The organism is Aminobacter sp. HY435, assembly GCF_027568395.1.
In the GTDB taxonomy this organism is placed as follows: domain Bacteria; phylum Pseudomonadota; class Alphaproteobacteria; order Rhizobiales; family Rhizobiaceae; genus Aminobacter.
This window is the reverse complement of the sequence record NZ_JANKZL010000002.1, coordinates 129,039-145,661: the sequence shown is the minus strand read 5'-3', so window position 1 is coordinate 145,661 and position 16,623 is coordinate 129,039. Positions and strand designations below refer to the sequence as shown.

General features: G+C 62.5%; 10 protein-coding genes. All 10 read left to right on the top strand.

Annotation, left to right across the window (positions count from 1 at the left end; all coding sequences use genetic code 11):
- The first annotated feature begins 158 nt into the window (after positions 1–158).
- Positions 159–1,787, top strand: coding sequence for a portal protein (locus tag PCJ21_RS03245; RefSeq protein WP_269929949.1), 1,629 nt, complete (start codon positions 159–161; stop codon positions 1,785–1,787).
- Positions 1,788–1,801: 14 nt separating this feature from the next.
- Positions 1,802–2,758 (top strand): hypothetical protein, encoded by a 957-nt coding sequence (locus tag PCJ21_RS03240; protein WP_269929948.1) that lies wholly within the window; start codon positions 1,802–1,804, stop codon positions 2,756–2,758.
- Positions 2,755–3,126 carry a hypothetical protein gene (locus PCJ21_RS03235; protein WP_269929947.1) on the top strand — a complete coding sequence of 124 codons (372 nt, stop codon included), beginning with the start codon at positions 2,755–2,757 and terminating at the stop codon, positions 3,124–3,126. Before PCJ21_RS03240 ends, PCJ21_RS03235 begins: the two co-directional genes overlap by 4 nt.
- Positions 3,123–4,103, top strand: a complete 981-nt coding sequence (locus PCJ21_RS03230) for a hypothetical protein (protein ID WP_269929946.1) — start codon at positions 3,123–3,125, stop codon at positions 4,101–4,103. Before PCJ21_RS03235 ends, PCJ21_RS03230 begins: the two co-directional genes overlap by 4 nt.
- Before the next feature lie 198 nt (positions 4,104–4,301).
- Complete coding sequence (locus PCJ21_RS03225) at positions 4,302–4,898, top strand: hypothetical protein (protein WP_269929945.1); 597 nt, start codon at positions 4,302–4,304, stop codon at positions 4,896–4,898.
- 9 nt (positions 4,899–4,907) lie between these two features.
- Positions 4,908–7,277 (top strand): phage nozzle protein, encoded by a 2,370-nt coding sequence (locus PCJ21_RS03220; protein ID WP_269929944.1) that lies wholly within the window; start codon positions 4,908–4,910, stop codon positions 7,275–7,277.
- A 450-nt stretch (positions 7,278–7,727) separates the two neighbouring features.
- On the top strand, positions 7,728–8,231 hold the full coding sequence (locus PCJ21_RS03215) for a virion core protein, T7 gp14 family (protein ID WP_269929943.1): 504 nt from the start codon (positions 7,728–7,730) through the stop codon (positions 8,229–8,231).
- 38 nt (positions 8,232–8,269) lie between these two features.
- Complete coding sequence (locus PCJ21_RS03210) at positions 8,270–11,077, top strand: D-Ala-D-Ala carboxypeptidase family metallohydrolase (protein ID WP_269929942.1); 2,808 nt, start codon at positions 8,270–8,272, stop codon at positions 11,075–11,077.
- A 15-nt stretch (positions 11,078–11,092) separates the two neighbouring features.
- The gene (locus PCJ21_RS03205) at positions 11,093–14,803 is read left to right on the top strand and encodes a hypothetical protein (protein ID WP_269929941.1); all 3,711 of its coding nucleotides are present in this window, start codon (positions 11,093–11,095) and stop codon (positions 14,801–14,803) included.
- A 32-nt stretch (positions 14,804–14,835) separates the two neighbouring features.
- Positions 14,836–16,623: a phage tail fiber domain-containing protein gene (locus PCJ21_RS03200; protein ID WP_269929940.1), complete on the top strand. Its 1,788-nt coding sequence runs from the start codon at positions 14,836–14,838 to the stop codon at positions 16,621–16,623.

The following is a 16,623-nucleotide window of genomic DNA, read 5'->3' as shown; positions in this document are numbered from 1 at the left end:
CCGAGAAGGTGGCGGAACCCGACGAGATTGGGGCAAGCCGTGCTGCCGAGGATGAAGCCCTCTTCGGCGGCGTGCCAGACCTCCGCGTTGACCGCTCCCTTACGGACGGCGGCGCTGGTGCCTCGGGCACTGGCTTAAACCTGGAGTAGCCCGCCAAGGTGGCGGACGACACGGACGGCATCACCAAGTATAGCCTCGGGACAGACGTAAAGGCCGAAGACGTTTACAACCGTCTGACCACCAAGCGCCAAGCTGTGGTGGACATGGGCAGGCTTATGGCCGAGCTTACGGTCCCCTCTGTCTTCCCCCCCGATGGCTACCAGACCGGCGACGATATCCCCGGCAACAACCAGTCGATTGGGGCCCAGTGCCTCAACACGCTGGCCTCCGCCCTGATGTTCATGGCGTTCCCCTCCAACCAACCCATCATGCGGCTCAAGGCTCTTGAGTACATGGTGCAGGAGGAGGTGGACAAGGACCCTGAGCTATGGACCCGGCTTAACACCGCTCTCTCCCGCCTGGAGCTGAGCCACCGCGAACGCCTCCAGACCACACCCATTGAGACCGCCTATGTGGAGTACCTCAAGATACTCCTCGTGGGTGGCAATGGTCTATGGAAACACCTGAAGCTCTCCTCACCCACCGCCCACCGCCCCCCCTCCTATGTGGTCAAGCGGGACAAGGCCGGTGAGCAGCTTCTGGTGATCCACAAGGAAACGGTCAACCTTCAGGGCATGGACCAAGACCATGTGGACCTCATCATGGCCCACGCACCAAGCGACCTGTTCAAGGACAAGGCTGAGTGGGAGCGTGAGGTGGACATCTACTCCGTCCAGAAGCTCTCCCTTGCCGAAGATGGTGAGAAGGTCTGGCTCTACTGGGAAGAGTGGGAGGGCCATGTGCTCCCGGACACCCACGTGGAGACGGACTACGAGACCCCACCCATGCACGCCGGGTGGCTCATCCCCGTCTGGGGGCAGGATTGGGGTCAAGGCTATTGCGAGCAGTACCGGGGTGACCTCTATCAGGTTGAAGCCTTGGCCTCCGCAGGCAACGACGGTGCGGCCCTTGCGGCACTCGCCCTGATCTTCAACAAGCCTGGCTCCCAGACGAGCATCAAGCAGGTCCGTGAGGCCAAGAACCTGTCCATCCTCTCCGGGCAGGCTGAGGACCTCTCTGTCTTCCGCTCCGACAAGACGGCGGACCTGAGCTTCGTGGGCACCCGTGAGGAGGCGGCGGCAAGGCGGCTTAGTGCAGCCTTCCTGCTCCAGTCCTCGGTCCAGCGCAGTGGCGAACGCGTCACGGCGGAGGAGGTGCGTCGGCTCGGGCAGGAGCTGGATAAGGCCCTCGGCGGCCTCTACACGCAGATCGCCCAAGGCAACCAGCGGGTCATCATCATGCGGGCCGTAAGGCTCAATGAGGAAGAGAACCCGAGGCTTCCCCAACTGCCGAAGGGCGTTGTGGAGGTCCAGGTCATCACCGGCAAGGACGCGCTGGGCGACAGCACCGAGGCGGACAACCTCGTGGAAGTGGTCGGGACCACCGTCAAGTTCTTCCCGCAGGCCGCCCAAGTGCAGCTTAGCGCGGGCGACTTCGCAAGGCGGCTCTCGGCCCTGCGTGGGGTCAAGCCTGATGGCCTCATCAAGTCAGACCAACAGGTGGCCGAAGACATCCAGCAGCAGAAGCAGGAGGCCCTTGGGGGCCAGCTTATCGACAAGGCCACGGGCCCGGCCGTGAAGGGTTTCGCTGATGCGATGGCCCAGCAGCCAGCCCAAACGCTCCAGTAGAAAGGGAGACACACATGGCAGACACAGACGGAACCAAACCAAGCGTGGACCCCTCCCGCCTTGAGCTGAGCGTGGGCGGCGGCGGGGCAGACAGCCTTGATGCCGTCCGTGGCGGAGGCAACAAGGTCAAGTCCACGGAAGACGGCGGGCAGGGCATCGACTTCGAAACGGATGGCTCAATCACCGCCACCGGTCTGGACAAGGTGAAGCCCAAGGAGGAGAACTCCGAGGAGACCACCGAGGAAGACAACGAGGGCGGCGACAAGCCAAGCGAGACGGAAGCCACAGAGGGCGACAACTCGGACCTTGGTGAGTGGGACCCGGAGAACACGGAGGTTGGCGCTAAGTTTGACGAGCGCTACTTCAAGGAGGGCTCCGAGCTTAACATGGATGCCTTCACCACCGAGGTCGCAGCCAATGCGGCCAAGGAGGGCGGCACCCCGGTGCTCAACGAGGCGACCTACGGTTGGCTCAAGGATCGCATGGGCGTCTCGAAGACCTATGCCGACAGCATCATCAAGGGCCAGCTCGCGCTACGCCAGCAGAACGAGGATGCTTTCTACACCCGCGTCGGCGGCAAGGAGGTCTACACCCAGAAACAGGTGTGGGCCAAGGAGAACTACACGCCTGAGCAGAAGGCCCGCTTTAACGCGGCCATCAAGGCAGGCGGTTCGGAGGCTGAAGAAGCCCTTGAACTCCTCAATACCCGTTGGGAGAAGGCCGGCAACAAGGCACCCGAGGCCAAGCGTGAAGAGGTCCGCAAGGGTCTCCCCACCAAGCGCCCGGCAAGCCCCGCCAAGACCACCCAGGCGGCACAAAATCCCGGAGGCACCGGCAACGTCAAGCCGTTCGCCAATGGGGACGAACACCGGGCGGCCCTAAAGGAAGCCCAGCGGGCAGCTCCCGGTGATCGCGTTGCCCAGCTTGATCTTGTGCGCAAGCGGCTGGCAGCTTCGACCTTCTGGAAGTGACTGAAGAGTTCGCGCTTAACGTCGCATGGGCTTGCGGGCTCTTTGACGGCGAGGGCTGCACCTCAAACTTCCGTAGCCACTGGCTGACAGGCAACCGGGCACGCATCTACGCCCGCTGCAGCTTGGGCCAGAAGGACCCCCGTGTCCTGCGAAAGTTCCACGCCATCGTCAAGGTTGGGAACATCAAGGTGCGCACCGCGAACGGTGGGCCCTTCTACGAGTGGACGGCAGGCGCTCTTGCGGATGTCCTCACCGTCGAAAACCTTCTCCGCCATCACCTCGGGGAAGTCAAACAGCAACAGATGCGCCGCGCCATAGAGGCAACCACAACGGTAAGCGGCAACTTCAAGGAGAAACCACACGCATGAGTGAGTACACAGATGCCGCATCGCGCTTTGGCCAAAAGGCCGGAACTGGCGATGATCGCGCACTCTTCCTGACCGAATTTGGCGGCCTCGTCATCAACACCTATGATGAGACCATGGACTACATGGACCTGCGTTGGGTCAAGAACATCACGCAGGGCAAGAGCGACACCTTCCCGATTATCGGCCGCAAGCGTGATGCCTCCGAGCATGAAGCCGGCGAGCTGATCCTTGGCGGCAAGATCGAGAGCAATGAGATTGAAATCTCGCTGGACAAGATGGTCTATGACGCCGTCTTCATCCCCGAGATTGACGAACTCATTGCGCACTTCTCGGTGCGCGAGCCCTACGCCAAGCAGCTCGGCCAGTCCCTCGGCTCGCTCCAGGCCCGCCGTGTGGCCATCATGCACATCCTGGCATCGCGCAAATACTATGTCGGCAACACCCCCACCGATGTCCCGCAGGGCCAGCCTGCACCGGGCTATGCCTTCCATGCGAACATGAAGACCTCGGCGGCGGAACTCGAAGGCGGCCTCTGGGCGGCCAAGGAATACCTGCTCGTCAACGAGATTTCCGGCGAGCAGCCTGTGTGCATGCTTCCGCACCAGCAGGTGCTCATGCTGGCCCGCAACTTCGGCTTCGCCGCTGACGGCACTGCGGCCAACCCGCAGGCTGGCTCGGGCAACCGCGTTGAGGGTGAGCTGGGCAAGGTTGTCGGCTTCGCGGTCAAGGGCACGAACCATCTCCCCAAGACCAACATCACCACGGGCCTCGCCAAGTATCAGGGCAATTTCACCACCTCGGTCGGCCACGTGTCCACCAAGATGGCGGTTGGCTCCCTGGAGCGCAAGGCCATGCGTATCGTGATGAAGGACCAGGAAGAACGCCTCGGCACCATCATCATTGCCTCGCAGTTCAACGGCCACGACGTGCTTCGCCCTGAAGCATCCTTCGAACTGGCCACGGCAGTTCGCGCCTAACCGTCCTCCTCCCGGTTAGTCGCTAAGCGGGCCCCCGGTGTTAGTCCTCCCTCTCGCACCGGGGGTCTCTTTAGGTGGGTGGTGACCCAAAGGGGAAAGCCCAATCCCGCACGGCTTATGCCTTAGGCTCTATAATAGCCCGGACGCCAGCAGCCACACAGGAACACCCCGTAGTCACCACCCTCCCAAGGAGACCCTATGCCCATCGACACGACCCCCACCACGCCGTCCACATTGTTGGATGCCGTGAACACCCTGCTTAATGCCATCCGCGTGGCTTCCGTTACGTCCCTCGCTACGGTGGACCTCAACGAGGACGCGGCGGCGGCGAAGAAGGCCATTGATGATGTCTCCCGCGAAGTCCAGATGGAGGGCTGGGAGTTCAACACAGAGCGTGAGGTGACGCTGGACCCCGAGCCCACGGGTGAGGTCAGCCTCCCGAGCAACACGCTCCAGGTCACCTCCTACAGGTACTCCAGCAAGAACCGCTTGGTGCCGCGTGAGGGCCGCCTCTACGATCCCAAGAAGCGCACCTACAACATCGGGGAGGCCGTCAAGGTCAACCTCGTGTTGGCTCTTGAGTTCGCAGAGCTGACGCCTGCGGGGCGCTTCTACGTCACCGCCATGGCAGCACGCCGCTTCTGTCTCCCACGCCTGCCTGTCGGGTCTAGCTTCAAGTACACCGAGGAGTTGGTGTTGGGGGCAAGGTCCCTGCTGGAGCAGGAAGACACTGCGCTTGGGGATACGGACCTCAAACAGACAAGCCCGCACTTCGCCCGCATGGGCAGACGCTAAGGAGCCCATATGGCCACACAGCCCGTCCCCAATCTTATCCAAGGTGTCAGCCAGCAGGCTGCTCAACAGCGCCGTGATACCCAGTGCGAGGACCAGCTCGACTGCTTCAACTCGGTGGCTGATGGGGCGGGTGCTCGGCCCTGCGCGGAGGTGGTCAAGGTGTGGCCATCAAGGGTCCTCACGGGTGCCTTCTTCACGGAGATAATTCGAGGGGAAGAGAACTACGCGATTGGGGTCTACAATGCGGCACCGTTCGGCATCAACCTGGACACGGGCGTTGACGCGGCCATAACGGGAAGCAACGCGGACGGCTACTTGGATGCCTCTGCGCTGTCCCCCCGTGACCAGTTCCGGGCGCAGGTGGTCGAGGACACAACCTTCATCATCAACCGCGATGTGGCCCCCATCATGGACCCCGCGATTGTATCCCCCGCAGTGCAGCCAGCAGCCTTGGTGTTCTGCCGTTCGGGAGCCTATGACACCTTCTACCAAGTGAAGCTCTCTGGCCCGGCCGCGCTGACCGCCTCATATACGACGCCCTCGGGCAGTTCGGATGCGTGGGAGCAGGCTAACTCCTTGGCCATCGCCAATGATCTGCGTGCGGACATCAACGGCAATAGCGGCTACCTGGCCGTCCAATCCGGGTCATCCTTCAAGGTCAGCCGAGGCGACAACGCGGACTTTGACATTGAGACTGTTGACGGCAACGGCGACGAATACCTCTATGGCTTCAAGGACCGCGTGACGGCCTACTCCAAGCTGCCGGCACGTGGCTTTGATGGTTTCACCATTGCGGTGCAGGGCGAGAGCCGGACGGCAGTCGATGACTTCTATGTGCGCTTTACAGGCCCGTCCGCCACGGGGACCTGGATGGAAATCGTCCAGCCGGGCATCAAGACCACCCTCAAGAAAACCACGATGCCGCACACCTTCACGCTCACCGGCCCCAATGCCTTTACGTATGGGAGCCGCGACTGGAGCACCCGCATTGCTGGTGATGAGAAGAGCGCCAAGGACCCCAGCTTCGTCGGCAAGAAGATACGGGACGTGTTCTACCACCAGAACCGGCTCGGGCTGCTCTACAGCGGTGGTGCCGTGTGGTCCAAGTCCCGGTTCCCCTTCACCTACTTCCCGGACACCGTGCAGACCGTCCTAGCGACGGCCCCGGTGGACATCGCGCTTGTGGCCGCAGGGACCTCCCGAGGTGCCGCCGAAATGGACTTTGCTGTCCAGATCGATGAGAGCCTCTTCCTGTGGGCCACCCGTGCGCAGTTCCGGGTGTCGTCGGGGCAAGACCCCTTTAAGCAGGACACGGTGGAGGCCCCACCCAGCACGGCCTACGAATACTCCACGGGCTGCAACCCGCTGGCCTTGGGGTCCTACCTCTACTTCCCCACGGATGTCGGACCTTATGCAACCATGCGGTCGGTTCGCTTCCAGACGGGTAAGCCCGGAGGCGACATCCTCGTCACCGCCCACGTCTCCAAATACATCCCTTCCGGGGTGCGGTGGCTGGCGGGGTCGGATACCCATGGCTGCGTGTTCGTGGTGAGCGATGGAGAGCCCGATGCCATCTTCCTGTACAACCTCTTGGTCCAGCAGGATGAGTTCCTCCAGAGCGCATGGAACAAGTGGCGTATCCCCGGTGGGCCCATCCTGTGGGCAAGCCTGCGGAACAACGAGCTGCGTATCCTCCAGCAGCGCCCGGAGGGTGTGGCTCTCCTCAAGTTCAACCTGACGCCAAAGGTTGTGGACCCCGTAGCTGGCGCAAAGTACGCCACAAGGTTGGACATGCGGGTCTCTGAGGCGCAGGTGACGGGGCTGGCCTACATGGCTGGAACCAACACCACCGCCTTCGTGCTACCCTACAAGCCAACTGGCCCCGACCTCCGCGTGATCGTGCGTGAGGACAAGCCAGGCGGCTACTCGCGGGGCCGGGAGTTCAAGGTCACCGACGTGACCAACTACACGGTGACCGTAGAGGGCAACCTGACCGGCTACAAGTTTTATGCGGGCCAACGTATCTCGGCTCGTCGCCTGGATAGCCGTTTCTACGTGCGCAACGAGAAGGGCATCTTGGACGCCGACCGGCTCACCGTGAACACCTATACGGTCGAGTTCGCGGATACCGGCTACACGCGCATTGAGGTGGCCACCCCCAACAAGCCCACGCGCTCCTATGGGTGGGAAGGCCGCACAGCGGGTCTCCCGGGGTCTGACCTTGGGCCCCCCGTGATCGGCACCGACAAGCTCACCGCCTCGGTGTCTGAGCTGGCGGAGAACGCGGAGATTACCCTCGTGAACGACAGCTTCCTCCCATCCCACTGGCAGAGTGCCAGCTACGACTACACGGCCATCGGGAAGGCGGGCCAGAAGTGATGCGTGTGGAGGACATGACCTCGGAGCATATCCAGGAGTTCCTGTCCAAGCCAATACGTGAGGCTGATGCCCAAGAGTGGCAAGACGGGCTCGGGGGTCACCCCCGTGACCTCCTCCCGGTCGTCCTCAGGCCGGGCCACTATGCCCGGGCCCTGTCGATTGCGGGGGTGGGGTGTGTGCTTCTGTGGGGCTGTAACGTGGACGGCGACATGGGGACCCTGTGGCTTGTTGCGTCTGACTATGACCTCAGCCTTGCCCCCCTCATTCACCGGGAGTTTTCCGCCAACGAGTGGGCTCCCATAGCGGCGCTTGCCCCTGTTCTACAGGCCTACCCCTCCTCAAAGAACACAGTGCATCACCGCTGGCTTGAGCACTTCGGTTTCAAGAAGGTTCGCACCGTTACCTTTCCGGGGTCTCGGGTGCCCTTCCTGCGCTACGTAAGGAGACGCAATGTGCTTTGACCCCGTGACCATGGGTGTCATGTCGGCCGCTATTGGCGTTGCACAGTCGGTTGCCCAGTTTGCAGCCCAGCAGCAGCAAGCCAAGGCGGTCGAAAAGAATGCCATACAGGCCTTCGAGAATGACCAGAACCAAGCGTCCCTCCGCCAGATACAGGAGGCCGACGCACTTGCACAGAAGCAGAAGCTCCAGAACCTTGAGGAAGCCGAGAAGGTGGCCGAGGTGGAGGTGTCTGCATCCACTGCCAACGTCACCGGCATCAGCGTGGGCAACCTTGTGGCGGGCATCAGGCGGCGGGCATCTACCAATCGCCAGACCCAGTTCGAGAACACCAAGATGACCGTAGCCCAGCTCCAGATGGAGAAGAAGGCTTCGCGGTCCAACGCCCAGAGCCGCATCAACTCCGCACCCCGGCCCAGTGCCCTTAGCCTTGTGGCGGGCATCGGGGGAGCCATGCTGGATGGCTATAACACCTACGACAAGATGGTAGCCTAAAGGAGGCCCATATGGCTCGCGCCCCGGTTGACATGCGAATGAGCACCGAGCTTCTACAGCCGCAGGCTCGCCAAGTTGACACCTACGTGCAACCCGCACGTCCTGCCCTCGCAGACTTTGCCGATGCTCTCGCCAAGATTGATCGGCCCTTGCGCCAGTTCATGGACAGGCGGGCCGAGAAGCAGGCGGAGGAGGATCGTATCCGGGGCGAGGCGGCCTTTTACGATGACAACTCCGGGGACATCGCTGAGGCAGTTCGCTCGGGTAAACTTCCGGCTCACTACAGCCCGGCCTTTGTGAAGGGCTTCAAGAACTCACAGGGCAACGTGGCGGGCAACAAGCTCCGCTCCACGTTCAACGCTGCGTTCGACGCTTGGGATGGGAAGAACTCGGATGACCCCGAGGCCTACGACAGGTTCGTGGCTGACTTCCTCGCCTCCAACATCAATAGCGAAGACCCCGAGGTCCTTAGGGGCCTGATGCCCCACATCAAGGAAATTGACGCGAATGGCCAAGCTCGCTATACCGAGTACCGCCACCAGCAAACCTATCAGGGGTCCCTTGATGCAGCCGTGGCGGGAGCCAACCAGGACATTGAGGAGCTAAACCGGGAGGGCCTCTCCACAGAGGAGGGGACCAACTACCCGGTGGTCTTCAAGAAGATCGAGGAGAAGCGGGCGGCCTTCGTGGCGTCTGGTGGCAAGCCTGAAGACTTCGACAAGACCATGGTTGACGCGATGTCCGCCAAGGTGCTTGCCACCCGCGACCCGGGCCTCCTCGCTTGGTTTGACCAGAAGGTCCCCGGCAAGGACTACACCTATGGGGAAAGCCCCTACGGTGCCAAGGTCAAGCTGGAGACCGAGGCCAGCCTTGAGGTCATCGCTCGGCGCAACTTCACCGAAGATGCCGCAAAGCAGAAGGCGTTGGAGGAGAAGCGCAAGGACGATGCCCACCGGCAGGCCATTGAGCTACTCTCCGAAAACCCGGGTGCCCCAATTCCTGATGGCGTCCTCAAGCTGGGTGAGGTGGACCCGACCTTCAAGGTTCGCATTGAGGAGTGGCGCAGTGCTCTCGGGCGCGGCTTCTCCGACCCCGCCAAGATACGCGATGTCTACGCGGACATCCTCTCGGGCAAGGGAGCGAAGGCTGTTCAAGAGGCCTTCTCGGCTGGCGTCTTTGGGCGCATTGAGGATGTCCGTGAGGCCTACGCCTTCGCGAAGAGCTACGAGGACAACAAGGACCGCATCACCGCCGCCCTGACCAACCCCGCCGCTGAGAACATCCTGAAGATGCTCGACGTTCGCACCAAGGGTATCTCGGATATGAGCGGCGAGCCCATCAGCGGCATGTCCAACGAGGGCTTTGAGGCCACCTACGATTTCCGCCGCATGGTCCAGGATTGGGTCATCAAGAACCCCGATGCCTCCGCACAGGAGCTTGAGGACGCCGTGTCGAAGATCGGCAAGGATCTTATGGACCGCATTGAGCTTCCGAACGCAATGGAGTTCAACTCGGGGACCTACAGCCGACCCGAGGACCTCGGCTTTGACAACCCCTTCACGGACGGCACCGGGGTCCCCGAGGTGGAGGAGCCCAGCGCCGAACCTGAAGCCGACCCCATGGGCGACAAGCAGGGCGAGGCGCAGGACCTCTTGGATGGGCTCCAGGCTCCCCAGCGCCAAGCCATGGAGGAACGGGCCAAGGCGATGGGCCTGACGCCTGAGCAGTTCGTTGACCAGTTCGTCCTCCAAGACCCCGCTAGCGCCAGCCCCATCAACTACACCCCGGGCGGCGGTGCGGAGGCGCAGAATGCAGCCCTCACGGCCGCACCGGGCAGGGGCCTTGCGGCCCTTGTGTCCTCCGATAAGCGCGGCTACTCGCCCGATCTGGAGAACCTCCGCCCGGAGATAGTCTCGGGGGTCGAGGACCTTCAGACTGCGTGGGGCCGCTCACTGCCCATCGTCTCGGGCTTCCGGGGTGCTGCCCGCAACAAGAAGGCGGGCGGGGCCAAGAAGTCGCAGCACAAACACGGCAACGCGGTGGACATTGACGTGTCCGATCTGAGCAAGGCCGAGCGTGTCAACCTCATCCGCATGGCCTCCGAGAAGGGCTTCACGGGCATCGGCGTGTACGCCACAAGCCTGCACCTGGACAAAGGCGGTCGGCGGGCATGGGGCCCGAGCTACGGCAAGGAGAGCCTGCCCGGCTGGGCCAAGGCTGCCATCGGGGAACACATGGGGCGGCAGGATGTTGCACGCGCCAAAGATGGGCCTCGGGGCTTTGACAGCAAGACCGCGTTGGCCTTCCTTGACGATGCGCTTGAGGGCAACCCGCTTGATACCGAGTATGAGGGCAGCGCCCAGCTTCCCGATGGTGACCAGCAGGCAGCCCGCATCCTCAATTTCATTGGGGGGCATGAGGCGGCCGGGAACTACAACGCCATTGCCGGGAACGCGGGGAACGCTCGCGACCTGTCGAAGCTCACCCTCAACCAGATACTCGCCACCCAGGTTGTCGCAAGGCGGCGTGGGGTGGAGAGCACGGCGGTTGGCAAATACCAGATCGTGTATGAGACCCTGAGCGGCTTGAAGCGGGAACTCAAGCTGAGTGGCAACGAGCCGTTCAACAGAAAGCTTCAGGACCGCCTTGGGTTGGCCCTCCTTAATCGCCGGGGCTACCAGCTCTACAAAGCCGGCCGCCTATCCAAGCGCCAATTCGCTCTGCGGCTGAGCCAAGAGTGGGCAGCGCTGCCCAACCCACGTACCGGCAGAAGTTATTATGCGGGGGTAGGGCGTAACCGATCCTCCGCCCGCGCAGCCGAAGTATACGCGGCGCTGGGGGTCTAACCAGAAAGGAACCTGATGGACCAGCAAGAGTTTGAGGCTCTGATGAAGCGTGCGGATGAGCGTATCCGCCAGAGCCAGCAGCAAGCCCCAGCCCAAGCGCCGGTCCAGCAGGAGCAGGCACCCCAGCAGGAGCCCGTGAGCACGTCCTTCGCGGACAACCCGGGCGTACAGGCTGGGGTGCGGGCCCTCTCGGAGGCAACCCGCAAGGACCCCTTCGCCCAGCAGGAAGGCTCCCTAGCACCTGCGGGCACCCCGGCTGTCATGGAGGCGGGCATGACGGGAGCCCTCAAGTCCGTCTTCGAGACGAAGGACTTCCTCTTCGGTGAACCCGTAGAGGGCGAGAAGTCCAACTTCAGGTCCGCCATTGAGGCCCGCGATAAGCAGCTTGACGAGAGCAGCATGCTTAGCGGCTTCTCCTCGGGTGTCGGTCAGTTTGCCTTGGCGATGGTGGGTTTAGGCAAGGCCACCAAGGTCGCCCAGTCCCTGCCTTGGTTTGGCAAGGGGCTCACCGCTGCCCGTGAGGCTTTCCCCGTGGCGGCCGGTACGGCTAAGGCTGCGCTGGCTGGGGCTATCGCCTTCGATCCCCACGAGGAGCGCCTCAGCAATCTCATCCAGAACACGCCCATGGCCAACCCGGTCAATGCCTGGCTTGCAGCCGACCCCAGTGACAGCGCCGCAGAGGGCCGCATTAAGGCCGCCCTTGAGAGCATTGGGCTTGATGCCGCCATTCTGGGCACCTTCGTGTCCTCCACCAAGGCGTGGAAGTGGCTACGCATGGGGGATGCCGAGAAGGCCGGGCAGGAGATTACCCAGTTTGAGGCGGAGAAGGCTGCGGCCATGGAGCGACAGGCCCTAGAGGATGCCGAAGAGCTTGCCCCACAGCCGGGCACAGAGGCTCCTACAGGGCCAATGGTGGTGGATGAGTCGGTGGCACTAGCGGAGGCACAAAGCCTCTCTACGGGCTCCCCTGAGTCAGCGGGCGGCATCCCCGATGGCCCATCCCGAGTTGAGCACGATGCCGCCATGGCGGAGGCCGTGGGTGGGCCGCAGATTGTCGCCTCCACCACGGACGCCAAAGCCGCCGATGCAGTCGTAACGGGTCCCGCCCAGCCGCGCATCAGGCTCTCCGACGAAAACACCGAGGAGGTCCTCAAGGGTCTCGAAGCCGACGCCGATGCCATCAGCCAGCACGGCGGTTGGTATGAGGCGATTGAGGGGGGGCACGTCTTCGGGAGAGGTGAGGGGGTCCCCTACGCCAAGCTCAACATGCCCAGCGACGTGGACGACTTCATGGCCCGCGTCGTGGATGTCGCAGAGGAGCGCCTGGATAGGCTCAAGGGCGGCGCTGTGGTGACCGATGAGAAGCTCTCCAAGGTCGCCCACCAGATGGCCCAGCTCTACAATGCCGACCCCGCCCAGGTCATCGGGATGGTCCAGCAGGCGGGCAAGGAGGCCAGCTCCATGGTCGCCAAGATGGAGGCCGGTTATCTGGTCTCCAATCGCATGTTTCAGGACACCTATGCCTTGGCCGCTCGGATCAAGCTGGGCGACTATTCGGCGTTCGGCAGTCGCGAGGCCGCCCAGATGGAACTCAAGAAGCGTATGTCCCTTGCTGCCTCTGTCTATGGGGCTTCAAGGAGCATGACGGCGGCTTCTGGTCGGTCGATGAGGCGCATGCGGATGGAGTTCAAGGTGGACCCCAAGGCCGTCGAGGGGCTCAACTCCATGAACGCCGACCAGCTTACGGATGTCCTATTGGCAACCGGGGGCAACCCCAAGAACATGGCCAAGGTGGTCAATCCGGGGTGGTGGTCGAAGAGCGTGGACTTCGCCATGTTCCTCCGCATCAACGGCCTCGTCTCCGGGTGGACTACGCAGGTGGTCAACCTCGTGACCAACTCCTACATGGTGGGCGCTCGCCCCCTTGAGAGGATGCTGGGCTCGGCAGGCGGCGCTATGCGGGGCGATGTGGTTGCCCAACGCATCATGCGTGAGAGCACCAAACAATACACCTACCTCGGGGCCGCCTTCGTGGACGGCTTCAAGTTCGCCCGCCAAGCCTTCCTCCAGAACGACAGCGTGATTGCGCCCCACCGGACGGAGCTTTACGCGGGCAATCAGGCCTTGGGGGCGGCGACTGGCGGGTGGAAGCCGTGGACCAATCCGGGGAACATCCTCAACAATGCCTTGAAGGTGGCCATGCTGCCCGTTGGGCTCCCGACACGGGTGCTCGGCACGACCGACGAAATGGTCAAGCAGGTGGTCTACCGCTCGAAGGTCATGGCCAACGCTCACGTCCAGGCTATGGATGAGGCCGCTGAGGCAGGCCTCTCGGGCAAGGCCCTCAAGGACTATGTGCGGGCGGCCGTAAAGTCCAAGCTTGATGTTGCCTTTGATGACATGGGCAGGGGCACCGACGCGGTTGCACTGCGGGAGGCGCACATCGCGACCTTCCAGCAGGAGCTTAACCCCAACACCCTCGGCAAATGGATACAGACAGGGGTCAACGCCCACCCGGGCCTTCGCCTCATGCTCCCCTTCGTGAAGACCCCTACGAACGTCATCCGGTACGGCTGGAAGATGACCCCCATCCTCAACGTTGCGCAGACCGAATATCGGGACATGCTGCGCGGGGCTATGGGGGCTGAAGCCAAGGCCCAGGCCACCGGCCAGATGATGATGGGTGGGCTCTTCATGGGGTCCGCTGCCTTCATGGTATCTCAGGGCACCATCACGGGGGGCGGTCCGCGTGACTACAAGGCCAAGCAAGCGCTCCTCGCAACGGGGTGGCGTGAGTATTCCGTGGTGTCGGTCAACGAGGACGGCTCCAAGACTTACCTCCCATGGGGTCGATACGATCCCGTGGCAGTCCCCATGGGCATCATCGCGGACCTTATGGACGCCTACGAGGCACTCAACGGCGAGGAAACGCCAGAGTTCTCGGCGGCTGTCGGGGGCCTCCTCATCGCCATGTCCAAGCAGTTCACCTCCAAGACCTACCTGCTCGGGGTGAGCCAGATGATGGATGCGATGATGGACCCCGAGAGCAAGGCGACGGGCTACGCGGGCGGCACGGCTGCAAGCTTCATCCCGTACTCTTCCTTGCTCCGCCAGTCCAACCCCGACCCGTATCTCCGGGAAGCTCGGGACATTACGGACAAGCTCTTGGCCACCGTGCCGGGGCTCTCCGAGACAGTGCCCGCAAGGCACGATGCTTGGGGTGATCCGATACGGGCCCGCAAAGGTCTGTGGTCCAGCGATGAGGACCAGATTGTGGACCGGGAAATGCAGCGCCTCCTTGTGGAGACGGGCACAGCCATCAGCGCCCCCCAGCCCAACCATGACGGTGTGGACCTCAGGGAAATCACGCTGTCAGACGGGGCCAACGCCTACGAGCAATACCAGAAGTGGGCGGGTCATCCTCCCAAGGGGCCAGCCCTCAAGACGCTCATTGCCAAGCGCATGGCGTCCGAGACTTACCAGTTGGCTCCCGATGGGGCGATGGACGTAAAGGGCACCAAGCTTTGGCTGCTCCACCCCATCGTCAACTCCTACCGCACCCGCGCGATGAAGCTCCTGAAGCGTGACCCTGTGATACGGGATGCGTTCCGTGCGGCCGACCTCAAGGCGAGAGCCCAGTGGAAGGCCAACAGGCAGGCGGCGGGGGCAGACACCCCAATGAAGAAACTGGGCACCAGCTTCGGCGTGGACCTTAACAGCCTGTAGGTAGGCGACAACCTCTAGCGGAAGGAGCACACTTGGTCTCCAGTATCGCACGGAGCACGGCATCGGGAAGCACTGCAAACTTCTCGGTGCCGTTTCCGTATCTCGACAAGACGCACACCAAGGTCAGCGTGGCCGGTGTCCTCCTTGCGGCCAATCAATACACATGGCTGTCGGACGGCGAAGTCCAGCTTGTAGCGGGGGCCCCGAGTGTGGGCACTGTGGTGGAGCGCAGGCGGCAAACGCCAGACGGGCCACTCACCAACTTCCAGCCCGGCAACCTGGACAGTGCAGACCTCAACGTTGGCGTCCTCCAGCCGCTCTACAAGGCGCAGGAGGCGACAGACCAGGCGGCCGACATATTGGCCCGTGGCTGGTTCACCAAGAACTTCCAAGCTGGGGGCACCATTGAGGTCGGCGCAGCCGGGGACACCCTCGTGTGGGACGCGGAGGGTAACGTTACGTTCGGCCCCAACGTCAACACCCTTGAGGGATACATGGATGCGGCCTTGGCGGCGGCGGCCACAGCAACCGCTCAGGCTGGCATTGCGACCACAGGGGCGACCACAGCGACAACCCAAGCCGGGATCGCCACGACGCAGGGCGGCATTGCGACCACGCAGGCCAACAGCGCAACGGCGTCGGCTGCGCTTGCCCAAGAGTTTGCCACCAAGGCTGAAGATCAACCGATCACGGGCTTTCCGGCTCTCCGCTCGGCGCTGCATTATGCGGCCAAGGCGGCAAGCTATATAGCCACGAACATCGGGGCTGCGATCAACGCTTTCGGCAGCAAGGCCACGCTTGTAGATGCCGACAAGTTCGTGGTCGCGGACAGCGCCGCTGCGTGGCTGGGCAAGAACATTACGCTTGCTCAGATGAAGACCAACCTTGAGTTGGGCTTTAACCAGCGCCTTGGCAAGCAGCAGGCAGGCGGCACATATGATTGGGATACCCTCTTAGATAGCGGTTGGTATTTTGCCGTAGACGGCTCAGCTAACGCACCGGCTGCGGGCAGTTTCTATGCAATGGTGATCCAGCAGGCAATTGCAGGCCCCACAAACCTTGCGAACATCCAGTTTGCTTTCGAGGCCAATGGTCCCCGCGTATACAGGCGGCATCGCTGGTACACGGGGTCTACCTGGCAGTCGTGGGTCGAAATCACCGCGAGCGGCCTTGGGGCACTCCCGTTCGTCCAGGGTGATATCCCGTACTACTCGGGCACGAAGATTCCCGCACGTCTCCCTAAGGGTACGGCTGGAGCTGTTCTGACCCAGAACGATGCCGTCACCGCCCCCGGGTGGGCGCAGCCGGACATGAAGTTCCTCGGAACCTTCAGCGCGACTAACGCTGCTAGTCTCAGCATCTCGTTGGCGGCGTTCATTGCAGATGGCTACGAAGTGTTTGATATGGTGGTCTCACGCGCCCATCCAGCAACAACTGGCAGCGCGTTGCATATGACTGTCAGTTTGAACAATGGCTCGTCCTACATAGCGACCGGTTACAACTACGCAGGTGTTGCGGCGAACAGTTCCGGCAGCAATGCGCTTAGCTCCCAATCGGCGGCAAATGCGGTCGCCTTCGCCCTGACGAACGACTCCGAGAATACTTCCACTGGGGCCGTTCGCGGAAACATTCGGTTCGTGTGCAACGGCACCATGTTCCAGTTTGACGAAAGTGTTGGCTGGTTCTCAGGGTCGTTCGTCTGCAACCTTGCTGCCAACGGCTACATCGTGACAGCGAGCGCGGTAAACAACATCAGATTAGCTGCATCAGCGGGGAACATTACCGCTGACATTAATCTTTACGGGCGCAAGAGGCAGTAG

What these genes read in the sequence shown, in the direction of transcription:
- PCJ21_RS03240 (WP_269929948.1), top strand. Translation starts at nt 1,802, where the DNA reads ATGGCAGACACAGACGGAACCAAACCAAGCGTGGACCCCTCCCGCCTT.
- PCJ21_RS03230 (WP_269929946.1), top strand. Translation starts at nt 3,123, where the DNA reads ATGAGTGAGTACACAGATGCCGCATCGCGCTTTGGCCAAAAGGCCGGA.
- PCJ21_RS03225 (WP_269929945.1), top strand. Translation starts at nt 4,302, where the DNA reads ATGCCCATCGACACGACCCCCACCACGCCGTCCACATTGTTGGATGCC.
- PCJ21_RS03220 (WP_269929944.1), top strand. Translation starts at nt 4,908, where the DNA reads ATGGCCACACAGCCCGTCCCCAATCTTATCCAAGGTGTCAGCCAGCAG.
- PCJ21_RS03215 (WP_269929943.1), top strand. Translation starts at nt 7,728, where the DNA reads ATGTGCTTTGACCCCGTGACCATGGGTGTCATGTCGGCCGCTATTGGC.
- PCJ21_RS03210 (WP_269929942.1), top strand. Translation starts at nt 8,270, where the DNA reads ATGAGCACCGAGCTTCTACAGCCGCAGGCTCGCCAAGTTGACACCTAC.
- PCJ21_RS03205 (WP_269929941.1), top strand. Translation starts at nt 11,093, where the DNA reads ATGGACCAGCAAGAGTTTGAGGCTCTGATGAAGCGTGCGGATGAGCGT.